We start from the raw sequence: 19,962 nt of genomic DNA on the forward strand, positions 1-19,962 counted from the left end.
GGGCGGGTGGCGCCACGGCGGCGGCCCCGTAGCCGCCCGGACCCGCCGGCCGCCGCACCGAACGGCGGGTGAGCCGCAGCGACCGCCCCGGCCCCGTGAGCCCGAGGGTCGACGCGCACGGGCGGCTCCCCGGATCAGTCCGCGGTGCCGGCGGGAACCACCCAGCGCGTCGGCTGCCCGGTGATCGCGGCGATCATGTCGTAGTCGCCGTCGTAGTGCAGGACCGTGACGCCGTGGCGTTCGGCGGTCGCGGCGATCAGCACCTCGGCCATGGACAGGGCATGGTGATTCCCCCGGAAGAGAGCGCGACGCTGGATCTCCTTGGCCCGGTCCCAGACCTCGTCCGTGCAGGGCAGGTGGTCAAAGCCCCGCAGGAGGTGACCCAACCGGTCGGCTTCCGCCGCGCTTCGGGCGCTGTACACGACCTCCATCTCGACGGCGGCGCTCACCGCGAGGAGCGCCCGCTGCGAAAGGTCGTCGAGGACCGGCCGCACCGCGGGCTTCCGCCAACGCGCCAGCGCCGACTTGTCGATCAGGTGGTGCTCGCGGCTCACGCCACCGCCGGCCCGTCCGCCCGACCCTCGTCGCCGAGGAGGTCGAACTCACCGTTGGCGATGGCGTCGGCGAGTTCGATCCGCCGCGCGAGCTTCACCGCTTCCCGCAGCGCGGCGTTCACCGTGGCCACTTCGGTGGGGGCCCGAACAGGCGCTGCGCCTCCGCGGGGAGTTCGTCGTCCAGATCGATCACCGTGCGCGCCATGGCCGTCACCCCTCGGTTCGGATACCAGGAATGATCTCAACAGGGCTCGCTCTTTGACATCAGACAGAGCCCGCAGGGCTCGGTTCCGGAGCCGGGCGGCCCGGTAGCCGCCCGGGCCCGGCCGCGCCCCGCATCAGCGGGGGCGGCGGCCGCCGTCCCCGTCAGGTGAGCCCGAGGGCCGGCATCAGGTAGTAGAAGGCGAACACCGCCGAGACCGCGTACATCGCGGCGGGGACCTCGCGGCCCCGACCGGCGGCGACCCTCAGCACGGTGAAGGTGATGAAGCCCATGCCGATGCCGTTGGTGATCGAGTAGGTGAAGGGCATCATCACCATGGTCACGAACGCCGGGATCGCGATGGTGTAGTCGTCCCAGTCGATGGCCCGGATGGAGCCGGCCAGGATCAGGAAGCCGACCGCGAGCAGGGCGGGGGTGGCCGCCTGGGACGGCACCATCGTGGCGACCGGCGTCAGGAACAGGGCCAGGCCGAACAGGCCGCCGGTGACGACGTTGGCGAGGCCGGTGCGGGCGCCCTCGCCGACGCCCGCCGTGGACTCCACGAAGCAGGTGGTCGCCGAGGAGGAGGTGGCACCGCCGGCCGCGACGGCGATGCCGTCCACGAAGAGCACCTTGTTGATGCCGGGGAAGTTGCCCTTGGCGTCGGTCAGCTTGGCCTCGTCGCCGACGCCCATGATCGTGCCCATCGCGTCGAAGAAGCACGACAGCAGCACGGTGAAGACGAACAGGACGCCGGTGAGGATGCCGACCTTCTCGAAGCCGCCGAACAGGCTGACCTCGCCGATCAGCCCGAAGTCGGGGGTGGAGACCGGGTTGCCGGGCCACTTCGGGGTGGTCAGGCCCCAGGACGGGACCTTCGCGACCGCCTCGATGACCATGGCGAGGACGGTCATGGCGATGATCGAGATCAGGATGGCCCCGGGCACCTTGCGGACGATCAGCACCAGGGTGAGCAGCACGCCGAGCACGAAGACCAGCACGGGCCAACCGTCGAGGTGCCCGCCGCCGCCGAGTTGGAGCGGGACGGTGGTGCCGGCGACGTCCGGGATGCGGGACACGAACCCGGCGTCGACCAGGCCGATCAGCATGATGAACAGGCCGATGCCGATGGCGATGCCCTTGCGCAGCCCGAGCGGCACGGCGCTCATGACGCGTTCCCGCAGCCCGGTCGCGACCAGCAGCATCACCACGAAGCCGGCCAGCACGACCATGCCCATGGCGTCCGGCCACGACATGCGGGGCGCGAGCTGGAGGGCGACGACGGTGTTGACGCCGAGACCGGCGGCCAGCGCGATCGGCACGTTGCCGATGACGCCCATGAGCAGGGTGGTGAACGCGGCGGTGAGCGCGGTGGCGGTGACCAGTTGCCCGTTGTCGAGCTGGTTGCCGTACATGTCCTTCGCGCTGCCGAGGATGATCGGGTTCAGCACGATGATGTAGGCCATCGCGAAGAAGGTGGCGAAGCCACCGCGGACCTCGCGCGGAATGCTGGAGCCGCGCTCGGAGATCCGGAAGAAGCGGTCGAGGCCGTTGGACGGCTGCTGGGGGGCCGGAGAACCTCCGGCCGCGTCGACCTGGTCGGTGGCCGAGGGGGACATACGGGACCTCAAGGGGTGACTCGCAGGAATTGGTGTGTTCCTACGAGGGAAACGGGCCATATCGAGAACGTTTCAGTATGAACATATGATGCAAATGAACGCTATCTCCGCGCGTAGACCCCTTGTCGTGATCACCCGGAGGGCCCAGCCGGCGCCCCGCGCGCCGGACCCGGTTCTCCGGAGCCCGCCCCCACCGCCCGCCCCGCCGCGGCCCGCCCGGAGGGCCGGGCGGGCCCCCTCCGGGCCCTCGATAAACTCACCACCATGTCCGATCCTTCAGCGGGTTCCCCCAAGCGCGAGGCTCCGGAGCCCTTGGAGGGCCCGGTGGTCGGCACCATCACCGGTGGCACGATCGTCTGGTTCGCGCTCTTCCTGGTGCAGCTCCCCTTCTACGGCTGGTTCGACGACCACGGCCATCTGTGGTGGTTGTGGACCTGCCTCGCCGGCGGCGGCCTCGGCCTGATCGGCATCTGGTACGTGCGCAAGCGGGACGCCGCCCTCAAGCGGCACGCGGCCCGCTCGGCCGCCGGCGAACCCTCCGCCGGGAACGACGGGGGCGACGGGAACGACGGGGGCGAACGGAACGACGGGCACGGCAGGGGCGGAGGAACGGCCGACCGCACCGGCTGACACCCCACGGGCCCCACGGGCCCGCCGCTTCGCCGCCACGGGTCACCGTCCGGCCGACGCGCGGTTCTCGACGGGTGCGGACCCACGTCGTTCCGTACCGTCGGGGCATGACCCACATCGATGCGGGCGCCGAACTCGACCCCGTGCACCCGGTCCCGCTTCCGGGCGGCGCCCGGGCGACCGGTCTGACCGCGGCCGAGGTCGCCGAGCGGGTGGCCCGGGGCGAGGTCAACGACGTACCGGTGCGCAGCAGCCGATCGGCGACCGACATCGTCCGGGCGAACGTCTTCACCCGCTTCAACGCGATCATCGGCGTGCTGTGGGTGATCATGCTGGTGGTCGCACCGATCCAGGACAGCCTGTTCGGGTTCGTCATCCTCGCCAACACCGGGATCGGCATCGTCCAGGAGCTGCGGGCCAAACGGACCCTGGACTCGCTCGCGGTGATCGGCGAGGCGCGGCCCACCGTGCGGCGCGACGGCGCCGCGGTCGAGGTGCCGACCGCGGGGATCGTGCTGGGCGACCTGATCGAGGTGGGGCCCGGCGACAAGATCGTGGTGGACGGGGCCTGCGTCGAGGCGGACGGGCTGGAGATCGACGAGTCCTTGCTCACCGGGGAGGCCGACCCGGTGGTGAAGCGGCCCGGGGACCCGGTGCTCTCCGGCAGCTTCGTCGTCGCGGGCGGCGGCGCGTTCACCGCGACCAAGGTCGGCCGGGAGGCGTACGCGGTGCAACTCGCCGAGGAGGCGTCCCGGTTCACGCTGGTCCACTCCGAGCTGCGGTCCGGGATCTCCACCATCCTGAAGTACGTGACGTGGATGATGGTCCCGACCGCGATCGGGTTGGTCATCAGCCAGTTGGTCGCCGAGCACCACGACCTCCGGGACTCGATCGCCCGCACGGTCGGCGGCATCGTCCCCATGGTTCCGGAGGGCCTGGTCCTGTTGACCTCGGTGGCCTTCGCGATCGGCGTGATCCGGCTGGGCCGCAAGCAGTGCCTGGTGCAGGAGTTGCCGGCGATCGAGGGGCTGGCCCGGGTCGACACCGTCTGCCTGGACAAGACGGGCACCCTCACCGAGGGCGGGATGGACGTCACCGAGGTGCGGCTCCTGGGCGGCGGCGAGGGCGACGAGGAGCGGGCCGGGTACGTGGCCAAGGTGCTGGGCGCGCTCGGCGAGTCCGATCCGCGGCCCAACGCCTCGCTCCAGGCCGTGGTCGACGCCCATCCGGTGCCCGCGGGATGGCGGTGCACCCGTTCGCTGCCGTTCTCCTCGGCCCGCAAGTACAGCGGGGCGAGCTTCGACGAGGAGGACGGCCAGTCCAGCACCTGGCTGTTGGGTGCCCCGGACGTGCTGCTCGCGGCGGACGATCCGGCGCTGGAGGCGACGGAGGAGCTCAACCGGCAGGGCATGCGGGTGCTGCTGCTCGCCCGGGCCGGCGAGGGCCCGGACGTGCTGGACGCCGTCGACGGCACGGCGGTGGCCGCGGCGGTGCGGCCGGTCGCCCTGGTGGTGCTGGAGCAACGGCTGCGGCCGGACGCCGCCGACACCCTGCGCTACTTCGCCGCCCAACGGGTCCGGGCGAAGATCATCTCCGGGGACAACGCGGTCTCGGTCGGCGCGGTGGCGGGGAAGCTGGGCCTGGTCGGCGCCGAGGCGGCGGTGGACGCGCGGACGCTGCCCGCCGAACCGGACGCGATGGCCGGGGCCCTGGAGGCGGGCACCGTGTTCGGGCGGGTGACCCCGCAGCAGAAGCGGGAGATGGTGGGTGCGCTCCAGTCCCGCGGGCACACCGTGGCGATGACCGGCGACGGGGTGAACGACGTGCTGGCGCTCAAGGACGCGGACATCGGCGTGGCGATGGGTTCGGGTTCGGAGGCGACCCGGGCGGTGGCGCAGATCGTGCTGTTGAACAACAGCTTCGCGACCCTGCCCTCGGTGGTCGCCGAGGGCCGGCGGGTCATCGGCAACATCACCCGGGTGGCGACCCTGTTCCTGGTGAAGACCGTGTACTCGGTGCTGCTGGCGGTCCTGGTGGTGGTCTCCCAGGTCGAGTACCCGTTCCTGCCGCGGCACCTGACGCTGCTGTCCACCCTGACCATCGGCGTCCCCGCGTTCTTCCTCGCCCTGGCCCCCAACACCGAGCGGGCCCGCCCGCACTTCGTCCGGCGGGTGATGCGCTACGCGATCCCGGGCGGGATCATCGCGGCGACGGCCACCTTCGTGACGTACCTGTTGGCCCGTCACCACTACACGGGCGCCGGCGCCCTGGACGCCGAGACCAGTGCGGCGACGCTCACGCTGTTCCTGGTCTCGCTCTGGGTGCTGGTGATCATCGCGCGTCCGTACACCTGGTGGCGGGTCGTCCTGGTGGCGGCGATGGCGGGCGGGTTCGTGCTGGTGCTGGTGGTGCCCTGGCTCCAGCACTTCTTCGCGCTGAAGCTGGTGGGCGTGTTCATGCCGTGGACGGCGGTCGGCGTGGCGGCGGCCGCGGCCGCCGTGCTGGAGCTGACCTGGCGCTGGGTGGACGTGCGCTTCCCCGCGTAGGCCCCGGGGCGGGCGGGGCGGCGCCTCCGCCCGCCCCGGGGGCGTTCAGCGCACGTCGACGCGGTCGCCGCCGGAGGCGGCGGGGCCCGTCGTGCGGGACCCTCCGTACTGGTAGCGGTAGGTGCCGTCCGCCGTGGCCTTGACGGTGGTCCGCAGTGTGCCCCGGGCGTCGGCCCGGACGGTCCTCACCGTGGTCCAGGCGGTGGCGCCGTCCTTCTTGAACTGGAGCTTGACCGCGTTGCTGGTGAAGCCCCCGTACCGGTTGCGGTCCCAGTCGGCCCGGGTCAGCGCACCGGTGACGGTGAGGTCCGCCCCGCGCCGCACCGGCTCCGGCGAGGCGTCGGCGGTCAGCTTCGCCGCCCGCTTGATGTGCAGGGTGCCCTGCTCCCCCAGGGTCACGCTCCCGTCGCGGCCCAGCACCTGTCCGGCCAACTTCCAGGGGCCGGCCAGCTCGTTGGTGACGTCCTTGCGGGGGTGGTAGTGGTCCGGGTCGGCGACGTTGCGCGTGGTGCAGGCGGAGGTGGTGGCGTCGATCTCCCGGCAGCCGGACGAGAAGTCGTCGGGCAGCAGTTGGCGGTACGCGTTGTCCAGCGAGGCGCCCCAGTAGGCGAGTGCGGCCCCCTGGGCGATGCCCGACTCGTCCGAGGCGGTGATCGTGACGTCGAACGACTTCGGACCGAGGCCGAGCACCAGGTCCTTGCCGCCGTTCGCGGAGACGCTGATGATCTTCGGGTCGGCCGGGGCGGCCGGGGCGGCGGGTGCGGCACCGGGGGCGGCCTGGGCGGCGGGTGCGGCGAGTGCGGTCAGGGCCAGGGTGCAGGTGGCGAGAGCGGTCACGGCACGGGTTCTCATGCTTCTCCCTGTCGACGGGGCGACCGGGCCACCGGCGTGCGCCACCCCCCGCTCCGGGGCGCACGCCGGGCCGAACGGCCGCATCGTGTCGGTATGCGGAGCGGGAAGCGGCTCCGCGTACCCCAAGACCCCTTTCACGGCTGCGGGGTTGAGCAGTCCGGCACCGTGCGCACGGGGCGGGGCCCGCCCCGGACGGGCGGTCCCGTCCGAGTCGGGCCCGGTGCGTCAACGGCGGTGCCGTAGGGTCAGCGCACGTCGATGAAGTCGGCCGCGGAGGTCGCACCACCGGTGGTGGTGGAACCGCCGTAGGACAGCCGGTAGTGACCGTCCGCCGACGCCTTCGTCGTCGTCCTCACCTTGCCGCGGCTGTCCGCGGACACCGTCTTCAGCGTCTTCCAGGTGGTGGTGCCCTGCTTCTTGTACTGGAGCTTCACCGCACCGCTGGTGAACCCGCCGTACTTCAGGGTGTCCCAGTTCGCCCGGGTCAGATCACCGGTGACGGTGACGTCCGCACCCCGACGCACCGGCTCCGGCGAGGCGTTCGCCGTCAGCTTCGCCGCCCGCTTCACCGAGTGCTTCCCGTACTTCTGGTTCTCGTACTCGCTCCCGTCCCAGCCCCGGGCGTAGACGGCGACGTCCCAGCGGCCCGCGTAGGCGTTCGCGAGGTCGAACCTCGGGTTCGGGTGCGGGTTCTTCGGGTCGGCGACGATCGTCGCGGTGCACCTGGCGGTCGTCCGGTTGACCTTGACGCAGTCGGACTCCTGCTGCTCCAGCGGGGGCACCAGGATCTTCTCGGCACGGTCCGCGTCCGGGCCGCCCTTCCACAGCGCGGCGACGCCGTTGGCCACGCCCCGGGTGTCCTTCGCGGTGAAGGTGATGGTGAACGCCTTCTTGGAGACGCCGACCACCAGGTCCTTGCCCCCGTTGACGCGGAGGTTGCTGACCGTCGGGGCGCCGGCCGCGGCGGTGGTCACCGAACCGAACGGGGAGACCGGGTCGGCAGCCCGGTCACCCGCGTGGGCGGCGGGAACGGTGACGGCGGTCAGCGCCAGGGCGCCGGTCGTCAGAGCGACGAAGGCACGGGTCTTCATGCGGTGTCCTGTTCGTTGTGGGCCGCGGTGGTGTGCGCCGCCCCCGTGTTCCTCGGGGCGCACGGGCGCGCGGCCCAGGTCAGCGAGGAATCGATCATCACGACCCCCCGCCCTTAAGACGCCGCGGGAGCGGCATGGTTGCACGTCGGCCCGCGACCAACACGCGACGGAACCGGTCCCGTACGCACGGCGAGGGGGCGTCGCCCCGGACGGGTGGTCCCCGTCCGGGGCGACGCCCCCGTACGTCAGAGATGCGCCGTAGGGTCAGCGCACGTCGATGAAGTCGGCCGCGGAGGTCGCACCACCGGTGGTGGTGGAACCGCCGTAGGACAGCCGGTAGTGACCGTCCGCCGACGCCTTCGTCGTCGTCTTCACCTTGCCGCGGCTGTCCGCGGACACCGTCTTCAGCGTCTTCCAGGTGGTGGTGCCCTGCTTCTTGTACTGGAGCTTCACCGCACCGCTGGTGAACCCGCCGTACTTCAGGGTGTCCCAGTTCGCCCGGGTCAGATCACCGGTGACGGTGATGTTCGCACCCCGACGCACCGGCTCCGGCGAGGCGTTGGCGGTCAGCTTCGCCGCCCGCTGGAGCTTGAAGTTCCGGTAGTTCTCGACCATCGAGACCGGCTCGCCGTTCTCCTTGACGCTGAAGGCGACGGTCTTCCAGGCGCCCGCGTCCTTGTTGGTCAGGTGGGCGTTGACCCCGGTGGTCTTCGGGTCGAGGTCATAGGTGTACTTGCAGGTGAGGGTCGTCGAGCCGTACGAGCACGGGTTGCTGGTCGGCTCGTTGGGCTCCAGGAAGGCGGCCGGGTTGTCGAAGCTGCCGCGGTACGGCAGCGCGATGGCGGCGATCACGCCGCCCTTGCGCTGGGCGCTCACCGAGATGGTGATCTTCTTCTTGGAGACGCCGACCACCACGTCCTTGCCACCGTTCACGGTGACGCCGGTGATCTTCCCGCTGCCGGAGTTGGTGGCGGCGAACGAGGAGAGGGAGTTCGGGAGGTCCAGCCCACCGTCGGCGGCCTGGGCGGCCGGGACGGAGAGGGCGGAGAGGGCCAGGGCGCCGCTGACCACGGCGACGGAGGCACGGAAGCGCATAGAGACTGTTCCCCACTGTTTCTGCGGGGCCCCCGGCTACCCGGCGCTCCGTGGCTCTCCGCCGCGGAGTGCGCCGTCCCGGCGGCCCACTTCGGTCCGGAGTCCTGATGACTCCAACCGAACAGACATCCCCCGCCGGCGAATGGTTGTACGAATCACGCGGCTTCTCGCGAGGTCACACCTCTGCGGAACGGATGCGGGGTCCGTCCGCACGCCGTGGACGACGTCGGCCCGCGGGAGTTCGGGGGCGCCGCCCCGGGCGGGCAGAGGTCTCGTGAAGGCCCCGCCCGGGGTGGCGCCGTGCGCTACCGCGCGTGAGCGCGCGGGGAGCGCATCACGGTCAGCGCACGTCCACGTGGTCGGCGGAGGAGTTGACCGCCGCGGTGGTGGAGGTGCCCGCGAAGCCGTAGCGGTACGAACCGTCCGCGGTCGCCTTGACGGTGGTCTTCAGCTTGCCGTACCGGTCCGTCTTGACGGTCTTCAGCGTCGTCCAGGTGCTGGAGCCGCCCTTCTTGTACTGGAGCTTCACCGGCTGGGCGGCGTAGCCCTGATCCGCGAAGGCGTCCCAGTCGGCGCGGGTCAGGTCACCGGTGACGGTGACGGTGGCGCCCCGCCGCACCGGCTCCGGCGACGCGTTCGCCGTCAGCTTCGCCGCCCGCAGGATCTTGACGGTCTTGACGTTGTCGCTCTCCAGGGCGGAGGAGTGGTCGGTGGACTTCATGCGCAACCAGGTCCGCCAGTCGCCGGCGTTCCGGTTCTTGATGTCGTAGTTCAGCGTCTCCACGTGGAACGTGGCCGTGCAGTCCGACCTGGTGTCGGACACGGCCTTGCACATGTTGCCCTGCACCTCGTAGGGCTGGAGGAGCTCGCCCGAACCCTGCCGCAGCACGAGCACCGAGTTGCGCTCGACGTTGGCGGGGTGACTGGCCGAGAAGGTGATCGTGAAGCCGGAACCAAGGGATCCGATGTGAATGCCCTTGCCGCCGTTCACGCTGAAGTTGCTGAGCACGATCGGCTCTGCCGGAGCAGCGTGGGCGGCCGGGACGGCGAGGCCGGTGAGGGCCAGGGCGCCGCTGGTCAGGGCGGCGGAGGCGCGCATGCGCATGTGGTGTATCCCCCAGGTGTTGGGCGGCCGGTCGGCGCTTCCGTGCCGCTCCCGCGTGCACGGCGGGAGGTGCGCGGTCGGCCGGCGGTCCGCATCGGGTCGGTCGCGGAGCCCTTCCGGCTCCACCGACAACGATCGCCGCCCTCCGCCGACGGTTGTGCGGCACCCCGATTTTCCCCTGGAGAACCCGCCTTGCGACGGGTCGGAGCACCGTGGGCGCCCCCCGATCGCACCGGGGGACGCCCACGGCGTCAGATCAGCGCACGTCCACGTAGTCGGCGGAGGAGTTGACCGCCGGGGTGGTGGAGGTGCCCGCGAAGCTGTAGCGGTACGAGCCGTCCGCGGTCGCCTTGACGGTGGTCTTCAGCTTGCCGTAGCGGTCCGTCTTGACGGTCTTCAGCGTGGTCCAGGTGCTGGAGCCGTTCTTCTTGTACTGGAGCTTCACCGGCTGGCTGGTGTAGCCCGCGTACTTCCGGGTGTCCCAGTTGGCGCGGGTCAGGTCACCGGTGACGGTGACGGTGGCGTTGCGGCGCACCGGCTCCGGCGAGGCGTTCGCCGTCAGCTTCGCCGCCCGCAGGATCTTGACGGTCTTGATGTTGCTGCTGCTCAGCGTGGACGCGTAGTCGGTGGAGGCGATGAACAGGTCGGAGCGCCAGCTACCGGCTTCCTCGTTGGCGATGTCGTAGGCGCGCGGGTCCACGTTGAAGGTGGCCTTGCAGTCGGACTTGGTGCTGGAGACCGCCTTGCACATGTTGCCCATGAACTCCTCCGGCAGGAGGATGCCCAGCGAGTTCTTCTCCAGCGAGAGCGACGGGTCCCGCTCGACGTTGGCGCTGTGGCTGGCCGAGAAGGTGAACGTGAACTTGGTGAGGCCGGTGCCGACGTGGACGTCCTTGCCGCCGTTCACCTTGATGTTGCTGAGCACGATCGGCTCTTCCGGTGCGGCGTGGGCGGCCGGGACGGCGAGGCCGGTGAGGGCGAGGGCGCCGGTCACCACGGCGGCGGATACGCGCTTGCGCATGAGTTCCCCAGGTGTTGGGGGCTCCCGGGGCGATCCACGCCACCCCCCAGTTCTGGGGCGTGGGGCCGCACGGGAGCCCGGTCTGCGTTCGGTACGAGCCGGTCGGCTCGTCGAACAAGACACACCATGCCATCGAACGGTTGCACTCGTCCACAACTTTTTGACCTGTGAGCCGAGTTAACACTCATTCTCCGGGGTCGAGCATCCGCCGAACCGTGATGAACCGGCCCGAACCGCCTCAGTCGAACCAGCGGTCCCGGGCCAACTCGTCCGTCCGGGAGGGGTCCTCCAGCAGCGCGGCCACCTCGAACCGCCGCGGCCACTGGCCCGCCGCCCGGGCGAGACCCGCCGCGACGCCCTCCAGGGTCGCCGCGTGCACCACCCCGTCCGGGGTGCGGCGCCAGTCCAGTTCCACTCCCTGGACGACGAGTTCCTCGTGTTCCACGTAGGTGGCCGGGGTCGTCGGCCCGAGCAGGGTGCGCACCGACTCGGGCACCGTCCGCACCGCGCCGTCCGCCGTCACGGCGCCCTCGACCACGTCGGAGAGCCGACGCACCTGGAAGAGTTCCGCGAGGGCGGCCGCCGCGGCGGGGCGGACCGGCAGCAGGGGCAGTCCGGTGGCCAACGGCAGCAGGTCCGGCGCGTCGGCGACCACCGCGTCCGCGGCGTCCACCACCACCGCCCGGCCGTCGAGCACCGCACGGAGTTCCTCCGGCAGCGTCACCCGGTCCGCGTCGAGGTGCGCCAGCTCCCCGTAGATCGCGTGCAGTTGGGCGGGCGTCACATCGCGCTCGGGGTCGGCCAGCCGGTCCAGGAGTTCGGCCGCCCCGCCCGGCTCGTCCAGCAGCGCGGTCACCGAGGTGCGCACCCCCAGGGCCCGCAGCACCTGTACGTCCTCGAAGCCGGCGGCGTCCGCCGACTCGTACAGCCCGGCGAGCAGCGGGTCCGAGCCGGCGGCCCGCAGTCCCGCCGGGCGGCGGCCCTCCAGCACCGGGTGGCCGCGCAGCCACCAGGCGGTGTACGGGCGGACGGACTCGGTGGTGCCGTCCGGCAGCAGCACCCGCACCGGCTGGGTGAGCGCGTCCCGCAGCGGCGGGCGGGACAGCAGGGCGAGCGCCTGCGGCCAGCGGTCGTCGTCGACGAGGTCGAGGTCGCGCACCGCGATCAGTTCGGTGGCCACCGGCGGGACCGGGGTGTGCGGCAGCCGGTCCAGCACGTCCTCGCACCACACGTCGACGGCGTCCAGCAGACCGGCGTCGTCCGGCTGGGCGAAGTCGCCCTCCCGGGGCTCCAGTTCGTCCGGATCGAGGACCACGTCGGCGGCCCGGACCAGGGCGAAGTCCGCGAGCACCCCGCAGGCGGCGAGCGGCTGCTCGCCCCAGCGCTCGGCGAGTTCGCGGTCCACCTCCGCCAACTCCCCCTCCCGGATCACGAGGGCGAAGGGACTGTCCGGCAGGACCAGTTCGCCCGCCGGGGCGAGTTCGCCCTCCTCGTCGGTGAGGGCCAACGCCCCCAGCCAGGGCTCGTCGCCGGGGGCCAGGTGCGCGTCCCGGACCAGTCCGAGGACGAGTTCGGCGAGCCCTTCCGCGTCCAGACCGGCACCCGGCTCCGCCCCGTAGGGGTCGGCCCCCGCCCACTCCTCGTCCAGGGAGGCGGCGACGGCGGCCCGCACCTGCGGGGTGGTCAGCACCGCGCGCGGGGTCGCGGGCAGCGCGCCCAGCTTCTCCAGCAGCGGGTGCGCGGCCTCGGGGTGGGCGACCTTGAGGCCCAGCCGGGCCAGGACCGCGGGCGTGCCCGGGGCGTCCGCGTCGGTCGGGCCGGTGCCCGGCGCGGGCAGCAGCACCTGACGGGGGCCGATGGTGGTGCGGCCGTCGGCGAGCGGCACCGGCAGTCCGGTCAGCCGGTCCGGGTCCACGCCGGCGAGGCTGTCGTAGAGCCGCCACCACCAGGCGGGGTCGCGCTCCAGGCCGGCGAGCCGGTCCACGGCGTCGGTGAGCGGGGTGCGCGCCACCCCCAGGGCGCGCAGTTCCACCCGGCGCTCCAGTCCGGCCGGGAGCAGGGTCGGCAGCACCTCGGCGAGCACCTCGACGGTCTCCGCCCCGGCGCCCTCGACGAGTTCGGCGTCCCGGGGGCGCAGGGCGTGCCCGTCCTCGGGGGCCCGCTCGGCGTCGCCGTCCCACGCCTCGGGGGCGGGCACCGGGGCGGCCGGGGCGTGCCGGGCGGCGGGCGGCAGGAACGCGGTGCGGGGCAGCCGCTCCAGTACGGCGGCGCGCAGCGCCCCGTCGAGTTCGGCGCGGCCGAGCGGGCCGGGCACCAGGTCCACGGTGCCGGGGCCCACCGGGTGCCAGCCGGCGAGCAGGTCGGCGTAGGCGTCGGCGGCGCGGGCGGTGAGGAAGTCGGTGAGCGGGCCGGGCGCCGCGTGGCGGCGGGTGGGGTCCATCGGGTAGGAGGCGATCAGCAGGGCGGGCAGGCCGAGCGGCTCGTCGCTGGGGGTGGGCGCGTGGAGCACGGGCTGGGTGCGCGGCGGGCGGGGCGCGCCGGCGTCGTCCACCGGGACGGCCCAGGTGACCGACCAGTGCGGGCGGAGCCGTTCCTCGGTGGGGCGCCCGGCGAGGAGCTCGGCGGTGAGCGGGCCGGTGCGGCTGAGGGTGCGCCAACGGGTGGTGCCGTCCCGGGTGTCCTCGACGACGGTGTACGGGGCTTCGGTGCGCCGGGCGAGGGTGCGCACGGCGGCGCCGGGCAGTTCGACGGTGACCTCGGCGAGGCCGGGCAGGGTGAGCAGCAGGGCGGCGTCGACCTCGGTGAGGAGGCGCTCGGCGAGCTCCCGGGCGCTCGCGTCGCGCAGCGGGAGGAGCACCGCCGTGTCGTAGGGCTCGGGTACGGCTCCCGAGGCCGGGAACGGCAGCCGCAGCAGGGGTACCTGGCCGGCGCGGCGGTGGAGTTCGTCGCCGAGCGAGCCGGGGGTGCCGGCCGGGTCGCCGGAGGCGGTCCGTTCGGTCTGGGTGCGGGCCTCGTCGAGGGACCAGCGGACGCCGCCGGTGCGGCTGAGGACGGCGGGCGCGTCGGTGAGGGTGAGGACGGCGGCGAAGCCGACGCCGAACCGGCCCACGGCGCCGGCCGCGGGGTCGGAGTCCTCGCGTTTGGCGGAGGCGCGCAGGGTGGCCAGGGAGAGCACGCCGGCCGCGTCCAGCGGGGCGCCGGTGTTGGCGGCGAGCAGGGTGCCGTGGGGGGTGCCGTCCTCGTGGAGGGCGAGGCGGAGCCGGCCGGGGGCGCCGGTGCGGGCCGCGGCGTCGGCGGCGTTCTGCGCGAGCTCCACGACCAAACGGTCGCGGTGACCGCCGAGGGCGAGGTCCTCCTCGGCGTTGGCGTCCTCCCGGAAGCGGGCGGGCGCGGCCCGCCAGGCGGCGAGGACCTCGGTGCGCAGCCGGTCGGTGCCGAAGGGGTCCGGGGCCCCGGGGGCCTGGGGGGCGGGGCTCGGAGACGTGCTCACGGGGGGCTCCTTGTCCTTGGTCCTACGGCCCGCGGCCTCTCGGCGACCGCGGCGCGGCCCGGCGCCCGGCCCGCTGGTCGCCGCTGGGGCGGGCCGGGGCCGGGCGTTCGGGCGTGCCGCCCGAAGGTACCGCCTCGGGGAGGACGGGCCGGCGGCGCGGGTGCACGGGGACCCCCGCCCCCGCGCCCGGCGCCGGATACCCCCCGGACAGGGGGTGTGACTACGCGTGGCCCGGGTCCTCGGCGGGGGTGTCCGCGGGGGCCGGGTCCGCGTCGGCGGTGGGGTGGAGGGGGAAGACCTCGACGGTCGTCTCGTCCAGGACCGGGGCGGGCGGGCGGTTGCCGCGCGGGACCACCGCCGCCTCGGAGTGGGCGCCGCAGCCGTAGGTGAGGGAGACCAGTCGGCCGTCCGCGGGGGCGAACTCGTTCGCACAGACGCCGAACGCCTGTCCGAGCGCACCGCCGACGGGGGCCAGGAAGCCACAGCTCCCGCAGTTCCCGGGGGCGGCCTGCGCCATCGGAGTGGCCCCGCCGAACGCCTGGTCCCAGCGCTCCGCGGCCTCCTTCAGCCCGAGCGGGGACAGCACCCGGGCCCGGCCGAGTCCGAGCTCGCGGGCCACCGAGGCGATCTCCGCGCGGGCGGGCGTCACCGACAGCGCCGGCGGCGGCCCGTCGACCCCGGCCGCGGCCTCCTCGGCAGCGGCCAGCCGTTGGGCCTCCGCCGAACGGACGGAGTCGGGCGCCGGCTCGTCCGCGCCGCTCCAGCCGCCCGCGAGCCGCGGGTCACCGGCCGGTGCGGGCCCCTCGACGGGTCCGGCCGCGGGCTCCTCCGCGGCGGCCGGCACCCCCGGTTCCAGGCGCCGGTCGTCGTCCTCGGTCGGCAGCAGGTCGCCCGGGCCCAGGTCGCCGGGGCGCAGCCGCTCGCTCCAGGGCAGCCACTCGGGGGCGAGCAGGGCGTCCGGGCCGGGCAGCAGAACCGTCTCGTCAATCGTGACGATCCGGGCCCGGGAGGCCCGGGCCACCGTCACCGCCCAGCGCCAGCCCCGGTAGCCGGGCTCCTTGGACTCGAACAGGTGGGTGAGCACCCGGTCGCCCTCGACGACCACATCGACGTGCTCACCGACCACCCCCGGCGCGGCGGCCTCCTCGGCTGCGGTGCGGGCGAGATCGACCGCCTCGGCGCACAGGCGGTCGGGGGTACGGCTTCGCGTTGTCGCTGCGCTCACGGGTATCGCTTCTCTCCTACACCGTCTGTCGGGTGCGCCTCCTGTCGAGCGGCGGACCGGCTGCACCGGGAGCACGGACGGAGCGGACCTGTGGGCCGCGTCAACGTCCGCGCCCGGCCACCCGGGCGCACCTGTGTCATCCATTCTGCGTGATGAGCGAGAGGCGCGCGGCCAGGACCAGTCACCGCAGGCGCGTGGTGCACGCTACCCTCTCCGGCCGCCGGCGCCCACACCGGCGTACGGTGCGGCCCGGCTTCGTTCCCGGTCCGAGACCCGGCGGCCCCCGGTCCGCGCCCCCCGCAGCCGGGCGCGCCCCCCACCCGGCGGACGTCGTTTCCGCGCCACGCGGGCCGGTTTGCGGGCACTATGACGGGGTGGCAGTCGCCAGGTCGTCCCGTTCCCCGGGCGGACCGGGCCCGCTGAGCCGGGCCGGCCGCACGGTGGGACGCGCGCTGCACCTGCCGATCACCGGCCCCGCCCGGGGCATCCGCCGGGCCACCCACGCCCACGGCGCCGGCGAGTCCGGCCTCGGCAAACTGATCGAGCTGCACGCGGTGAACGGCGCCGGCGACGTCATGGTCACCGTGGCGCTGGCCTCCACCGTCTTCTTCGCCGTGCCCACCGACGAGGCCCGCGGCCGGGTCGCCCTCTACCTGGCCATCACCATGGCCCCCTTCACCCTGCTGGCCCCGGTGATCGGCCCGCTGCTGGACCGGCTGCCGCACGGGCGGCGGGCGGCGATGGCCGCGGCGATGCTGGCCCGGGCCGCCCTCGCGCTCCTGCTGTCCAGCGCGGTCGTCACCGGCAGCCTGGAGCTGTACCCGGCGGCGCTCGGCGTGCTCGTCGCCTCCAAGGCGTACGGGGTGGTGCGCAGCGCCGTGGTGCCCCGGCTGCTGCCCACCGGGTTCTCCCTGGTGCGCGCCAACTCGCGGGTCACCCTCGGCGGGCTGCTCGCCACCGGGGCCGCCGCCCCGATCGGCGCCGGGCTCCAGTTGATCGGCCCCCGCTGGCCGCTGTACGGGGCGTTCGTGCTCTTCGTGGCGGGCACCTTCCTGTCCTTCCGGATGCCGCCCAAGGTCGACTCGGCCAAGGGCGAGGCCCGGGCCCTGCTCGCGGCCGGCCCGGACCCCGCGGACCGCCCCGCGCGCGCCCCGCGCCCGGGGAACGGCGCCCGCCGGCCCGGGCTGCGCACCGTGGGGCCGGCGGTCACCCACGGGCTGGCCGCCAACGCCGCGCTGCGCTGCCTGTCCGGGTTCCTCATCTTCTTCCTGGCGTTCCTGCTGCGGGAGCACCCGATGACGGGGCAGAGCGCGGCGGTGTCCCTGGGCGTGGTGGGGGTGGCGGCCGGGGCCGGCAACGCCCTGGGCACCGCGGTCGGCGCCTGGCTGCGCACCCGGGCCCCGGAGCTCATCATCGTCGCCGTGGTCGGCGGGGTCCTGCTGATGGCGCTGGTGGCCGCGGCGTTCTTCGGTGCGGTGCTGGTGGCCTGCCTGGCCGCCTGCGCCGGCTTCGCCCAGGCGCTGGCCAAGCTGTCGTTGGACGCGCTGATCCAGCGGGACGTCCCCGAGTCCGTCCGCACCTCGGCGTTCGCCCGGTCGGAGACCCTGCTCCAGATGGCCTGGGTGCTCGGCGGCGCCGTCGGCATCGTGCTGCCGCTGAACGGCACCCTCGGGCTGCTGGTGGCCGCCGCGATCGTGGCCACCGGCTGGCTGACCACCGTCCGGGGGCTGCTCGCGGCGGCGCGGCACGGCGGCCCGGCACGGGCCCGGGTGGCCTGAGCGGGGTCGTGCCGGGGCGGCACGCCGTACCCGCGTAACACGCCCGTCCCGGGGGCCCGCTAGCCTTTCCGCCATGACGTCCCTGCCCGCGGCCGAGCCGCACCTGAAGTCCGCCCCGGCCACCGGGCGCCCCCGCCGCCTGCGCCGGACCGTCGCCGCCGTGGGCGCCGTGTCCGCCGGTCTGCTCGTCCTGTCGGCCTGCGAGAAGCCGACGCCCGTCGCCACCGTCACCGTCGGGGACGACTCCGTGACCTCGGAGGCCTCCTGCTACCAGGACGGCGACGCGATCAAGCCGGCCGACGTGGAGAAGTGCCTGAAGGACATGGACGACGTCAAGTCAATCACCGTGAACCCGGACGAGACGGTCCGCTTCGGCGTGGACGTCGGCATCGCCGACAAGGAGTGGACGATCCTCCTCAACGGCCAGCGGCTGACCGACTACAGCAAGAACACGTACCGCACGGTTCCCGGCAGCGTCTTCTTCAACCAGCAGTACGGCGCCAGCGGCACCTCCACCACCGTGACCATCGCCGAGGGCGGCGAGAACAAGGTCACCGGGCTGTGGACGTTCCGCCTCAAGAAGGCGTCCTGACGGGCCCCCTCCAATGACCCGGCCCCTGCGCGTCCTGGTCGCCACCGCGGTGCCCGTCGAGCGGGACGCGGTGGCGGTCGCGTTCCGCACCGAGCAGCGCGCGGTGCCGGTCCCGGGCGCCCCCCTGCGTCGGCTCACCACCCCCGGCGCCCGCTGGGACCTGCTGGCCGCCGGCGTGGGCCCGGCCGCCGCCGCGAGCGGCACCGCCTCGGCGCTGACCGCCGCGGCCCTGGACGGCGCCCCCTACGACCTGGTGGTGTCCACCGGGATCGGCGGCGGCTTCGCGCCGGACGCCCCGGTGGGCTCCCTGGTGGTCGCCGACGCGATCACCGCCGCCGACCTGGGGGCCGAGGCCGGCGACGGGGCCGGCTTCCTGCCCGTCACCGAACTGGGCTTCGGCACCGTCACGCACACCCCGCCGGCCCCGCTGGTGCGGGCGGTGGCGGGGGCCCTGGACTGCCCGACGGGCGGCGTCCTCACCGTCTCCACGGTCACCGGCACCGCCGCCCGCGCCGCGGACCTGCGCGCCCGTCACCCCGGTGCGCTCGCCGAGGCCATGGAGGGCTTCGGGGTCGCCGAGGCCGCCGCCGCGCACGGCCGGCCCGTCCTGGAGATCCGCGCGGTGTCCAACCCGGTGGGCCCGCGCGACCGGTCCGCCTGGCGCATCGCCGACGCCCTGGACGCGCTCACCGACGCGTTCGCCACCTGCGCACCCGTCCTGGAGAGTGGGGAACCCTCATGACGTCCACCGCCGACACCGTGTCCGGAGCGGCCCCGGAGCGGGCCGTGCCGCTGCGCATCGCCTACTCGCCGTGCCCCAACGACACCTTCGTCTTCGACGCCTGGGCGCACGGCCGACTCGCCGACGCCCCCGCCCTGGACGTCACCTTCGCCGACATCGACCTCACCAACGGCATGGCCGAACGCGGCGAGCTGGACGTGCTGAAGGTGTCCTACGCGGCGCTGCCCTGGGCGCTGGACGAGTACGCGCTGCTGCCCTGCGGCGGAGCGCTGGGCCGGGGCTGCGGGCCGCTGGTGCTGAGCCGCGAGCCCGGCACGGACCTGGCCGGGCGCACGGTGGCGGTGCCCAGCGAGCGCTCGACGGCGTACCTGCTCTTCCGGCTCTGGGCCGCGGAGCGGGTGGCCGGCGGAGTGGGCTCGGTCGTGGTGCTGCCGTTCGACGAGATCATGCCCGCGGTGCGGGACGGGCGGGTGGACGCCGGACTCGTCATCCACGAGGCCCGCTTCACCTACCGGAACTACGGGCTGCACGCCCTGGTCGACCTCGGCGAGCACTGGGAGACGACGACGGGGCTGCCGATCCCGCTCGGCGCGATCATCGCCAGGCGCTCGCTGGGCGCGGCGGAGCTGCGCCGGCTCGCCGACGCCGCCCGGGCCTCGGTCCGGGCCGCCTGGGACGACCCGGACGCCTCCCGCCCCTACGTCCTCGCCCATGCGCAGGAGATGGACCCGGCCGTCGCCGACCAGCACATCGCGCTGTACGTCAACGAGTTCACGGCCGACCTGGGCGAGGAGGGGTACGCGGCGGTGCGGACGCTGCTGTCGCGGGCCGCGGACGAGGGACTGGTGCCGCCCCTCGCCCCCGGTGCGCTGGCGTTCCCCTGACCGGGGGCGGCGCGAGGACCCCCGTCCGGTTCGTGCCGGGCCCGCCCGGCCGGATCCGAACGGGGGACCCTACACGTCGAGTTGGTCGGCGACCGCCCGGAGCAGGCCGGCGATCTTCGCGCCGGACGCCTTGTCCGGGTAGCGGCCCTTCTCCAGCGCGGGCGTGATGTTCTCCAGGAGGGTCGTGAGGTCCTGGACGATCGAGGCGAGTTCGTCCGGCTTGCGGCGCTGGGCGGCGGCGACGGACGGCGTGGGGTCGAGGACCGTCACGGACAGGGCCTGGTCGCCCCGTTGGCCCGCCACCACGCCGAACTCGACCCGCTGGCCCGGCTTGAGGACGTCGACGCCGTCGGGCAGCACGGAGGAGTGGACGAAAACGTCGCCGCCGTCGTCGCGGGAGAGGAAGCCGAAGCCCTTCTCACTGTTGAACCACTTGACCTTGCCAGTCGGCAAAGCACACACCCACTTCCGCTTCACAAGGCCAACGTTTGGACCAGCCTACCGGGGCTGTCCCCATTCGATCACCCAGGAAAACA

17 protein-coding genes are annotated in these 19,962 nt (G+C 73.9%); 6 read left to right on the plus strand and 11 right to left on the minus strand.

What is annotated here, in order from left to right; all coding sequences use genetic code 11:
• Positions 1–134: 134 nt before the first annotated feature.
• The 3 genes from ABT092_RS09095 to ABT092_RS09105 form a co-directional block, all read right to left on the minus strand.
• Positions 135–554, minus strand: a complete 420-nt coding sequence (locus ABT092_RS09095; RefSeq protein WP_351241450.1) for a PIN domain nuclease — start codon at positions 552–554, stop codon at positions 135–137.
• A complete protein-coding gene (locus tag ABT092_RS09100) occupies positions 551–676 on the minus strand; it encodes a hypothetical protein (RefSeq protein WP_351241452.1) in 126 nt (41 codons plus the stop codon). Before ABT092_RS09100 ends, ABT092_RS09095 begins: the two co-directional genes overlap by 4 nt.
• 244 nt (positions 677–920) lie before the next feature.
• Positions 921–2,375, minus strand: coding sequence for an NCS2 family permease (locus tag ABT092_RS09105; protein ID WP_351241454.1), 1,455 nt, complete (start codon positions 2,373–2,375; stop codon positions 921–923).
• Positions 2,376–2,639: 264 nt separating this feature from the next.
• Between ABT092_RS09105 and ABT092_RS09110 the strand changes: the two genes are divergently transcribed.
• Complete coding sequence (locus tag ABT092_RS09110) at positions 2,640–3,005, plus strand: DUF2530 domain-containing protein (protein WP_351241456.1); 366 nt, start codon at positions 2,640–2,642, stop codon at positions 3,003–3,005.
• Between the two features lie 107 nt (positions 3,006–3,112).
• The gene (locus tag ABT092_RS09115) at positions 3,113–5,551 is read left to right on the plus strand and encodes an HAD-IC family P-type ATPase (RefSeq protein ID WP_351241458.1); all 2,439 of its coding nucleotides are present in this window, start codon (positions 3,113–3,115) and stop codon (positions 5,549–5,551) included.
• Between the two features lie 45 nt (positions 5,552–5,596).
• On the opposite strand, the gene ABT092_RS09120 is transcribed toward ABT092_RS09115, so the two are convergent.
• From ABT092_RS09120 to ABT092_RS09150, 7 genes are all read right to left on the minus strand, one after another.
• The gene (locus ABT092_RS09120) at positions 5,597–6,403 is read right to left on the minus strand and encodes a calcium-binding protein (RefSeq protein WP_351241460.1); all 807 of its coding nucleotides are present in this window, start codon (positions 6,401–6,403) and stop codon (positions 5,597–5,599) included.
• Between the two features lie 245 nt (positions 6,404–6,648).
• Entirely contained in the window at positions 6,649–7,494 is an 846-nt protein-coding gene (locus ABT092_RS09125; protein ID WP_351241462.1) for a calcium-binding protein, read from the minus strand.
• A gap of 264 nt (positions 7,495–7,758) precedes the next feature.
• Positions 7,759–8,589 (minus strand): calcium-binding protein, encoded by an 831-nt coding sequence (locus ABT092_RS09130; protein ID WP_351241464.1) that lies wholly within the window; start codon positions 8,587–8,589, stop codon positions 7,759–7,761.
• A 340-nt stretch (positions 8,590–8,929) separates the two neighbouring features.
• Positions 8,930–9,688 carry a calcium-binding protein gene (locus ABT092_RS09135; protein WP_351241466.1) on the minus strand — a complete coding sequence of 253 codons (759 nt, stop codon included), beginning with the start codon at positions 9,686–9,688 and terminating at the stop codon, positions 8,930–8,932.
• A gap of 262 nt (positions 9,689–9,950) precedes the next feature.
• Positions 9,951–10,715: a calcium-binding protein gene (locus tag ABT092_RS09140; protein WP_351241468.1), complete on the minus strand. Its 765-nt coding sequence runs from the start codon at positions 10,713–10,715 to the stop codon at positions 9,951–9,953.
• A gap of 238 nt (positions 10,716–10,953) precedes the next feature.
• Positions 10,954–14,205, minus strand: a complete 3,252-nt coding sequence (locus ABT092_RS09145) for a sacsin N-terminal ATP-binding-like domain-containing protein (RefSeq protein ID WP_351241470.1) — start codon at positions 14,203–14,205, stop codon at positions 10,954–10,956.
• A gap of 220 nt (positions 14,206–14,425) precedes the next feature.
• On the minus strand, positions 14,426–15,430 hold the full coding sequence (locus ABT092_RS09150; protein ID WP_351241472.1) for a DUF3027 domain-containing protein: 1,005 nt from the start codon (positions 15,428–15,430) through the stop codon (positions 14,426–14,428).
• A 374-nt stretch (positions 15,431–15,804) separates the two neighbouring features.
• Between ABT092_RS09150 and ABT092_RS09155 the strand changes: the two genes are divergently transcribed.
• The 4 genes from ABT092_RS09155 (at position 15,805) to ABT092_RS09170 (ending at position 19,426) form a co-directional block, all read left to right on the plus strand.
• On the plus strand, positions 15,805–17,208 hold the full coding sequence (locus ABT092_RS09155) for an MFS transporter (RefSeq protein WP_502968408.1): 1,404 nt from the start codon (positions 15,805–15,807) through the stop codon (positions 17,206–17,208).
• 73 nt (positions 17,209–17,281) lie between these two features.
• Entirely contained in the window at positions 17,282–17,800 is a 519-nt protein-coding gene (locus ABT092_RS09160; RefSeq protein ID WP_351241474.1) for a DUF2771 domain-containing protein, read from the plus strand.
• Between the two features lie 13 nt (positions 17,801–17,813).
• Entirely contained in the window at positions 17,814–18,542 is a 729-nt protein-coding gene (locus tag ABT092_RS09165) for a futalosine hydrolase (protein WP_351241476.1), read from the plus strand.
• Positions 18,539–19,426, plus strand: a complete 888-nt coding sequence (locus ABT092_RS09170) for a 1,4-dihydroxy-6-naphtoate synthase (protein WP_351241478.1) — start codon at positions 18,539–18,541, stop codon at positions 19,424–19,426. Before ABT092_RS09165 ends, ABT092_RS09170 begins: the two co-directional genes overlap by 4 nt.
• A 69-nt stretch (positions 19,427–19,495) precedes the next feature.
• Here the strand turns inward: ABT092_RS09170 and ABT092_RS09175 are convergent, their stop codons facing one another.
• A complete protein-coding gene (locus ABT092_RS09175) occupies positions 19,496–19,879 on the minus strand; it encodes a cold-shock protein (protein ID WP_351241480.1) in 384 nt (127 codons plus the stop codon).
• Positions 19,880–19,962 lie beyond the last annotated feature (83 nt).

Source organism: Streptomyces sp. NPDC002490 (genome assembly GCF_040296045.1).
GTDB lineage: Bacteria > Actinomycetota > Actinomycetes > Streptomycetales > Streptomycetaceae > Streptomyces.

Coding starts and splice junctions, on each gene's coding strand:
- ABT092_RS09105 (WP_351241454.1), bottom strand. CDS start 2,375: ATGTCCCCCTCGGCCACCGACCAGGTCGACGCGGCCGGAGGTTCTCCG.
- ABT092_RS09110 (WP_351241456.1), top strand. CDS start 2,640: ATGTCCGATCCTTCAGCGGGTTCCCCCAAGCGCGAGGCTCCGGAGCCC.
- ABT092_RS09115 (WP_351241458.1), top strand. CDS start 3,113: ATGACCCACATCGATGCGGGCGCCGAACTCGACCCCGTGCACCCGGTC.
- ABT092_RS09120 (WP_351241460.1), bottom strand. CDS start 6,403: ATGAGAACCCGTGCCGTGACCGCTCTCGCCACCTGCACCCTGGCCCTG.
- ABT092_RS09125 (WP_351241462.1), bottom strand. CDS start 7,494: ATGAAGACCCGTGCCTTCGTCGCTCTGACGACCGGCGCCCTGGCGCTG.
- ABT092_RS09130 (WP_351241464.1), bottom strand. CDS start 8,589: ATGCGCTTCCGTGCCTCCGTCGCCGTGGTCAGCGGCGCCCTGGCCCTC.
- ABT092_RS09135 (WP_351241466.1), bottom strand. CDS start 9,688: ATGCGCGCCTCCGCCGCCCTGACCAGCGGCGCCCTGGCCCTCACCGGC.
- ABT092_RS09140 (WP_351241468.1), bottom strand. CDS start 10,715: ATGCGCAAGCGCGTATCCGCCGCCGTGGTGACCGGCGCCCTCGCCCTC.
- ABT092_RS09160 (WP_351241474.1), top strand. CDS start 17,282: ATGACGTCCCTGCCCGCGGCCGAGCCGCACCTGAAGTCCGCCCCGGCC.
- ABT092_RS09165 (WP_351241476.1), top strand. CDS start 17,814: ATGACCCGGCCCCTGCGCGTCCTGGTCGCCACCGCGGTGCCCGTCGAG.
- ABT092_RS09170 (WP_351241478.1), top strand. CDS start 18,539: ATGACGTCCACCGCCGACACCGTGTCCGGAGCGGCCCCGGAGCGGGCC.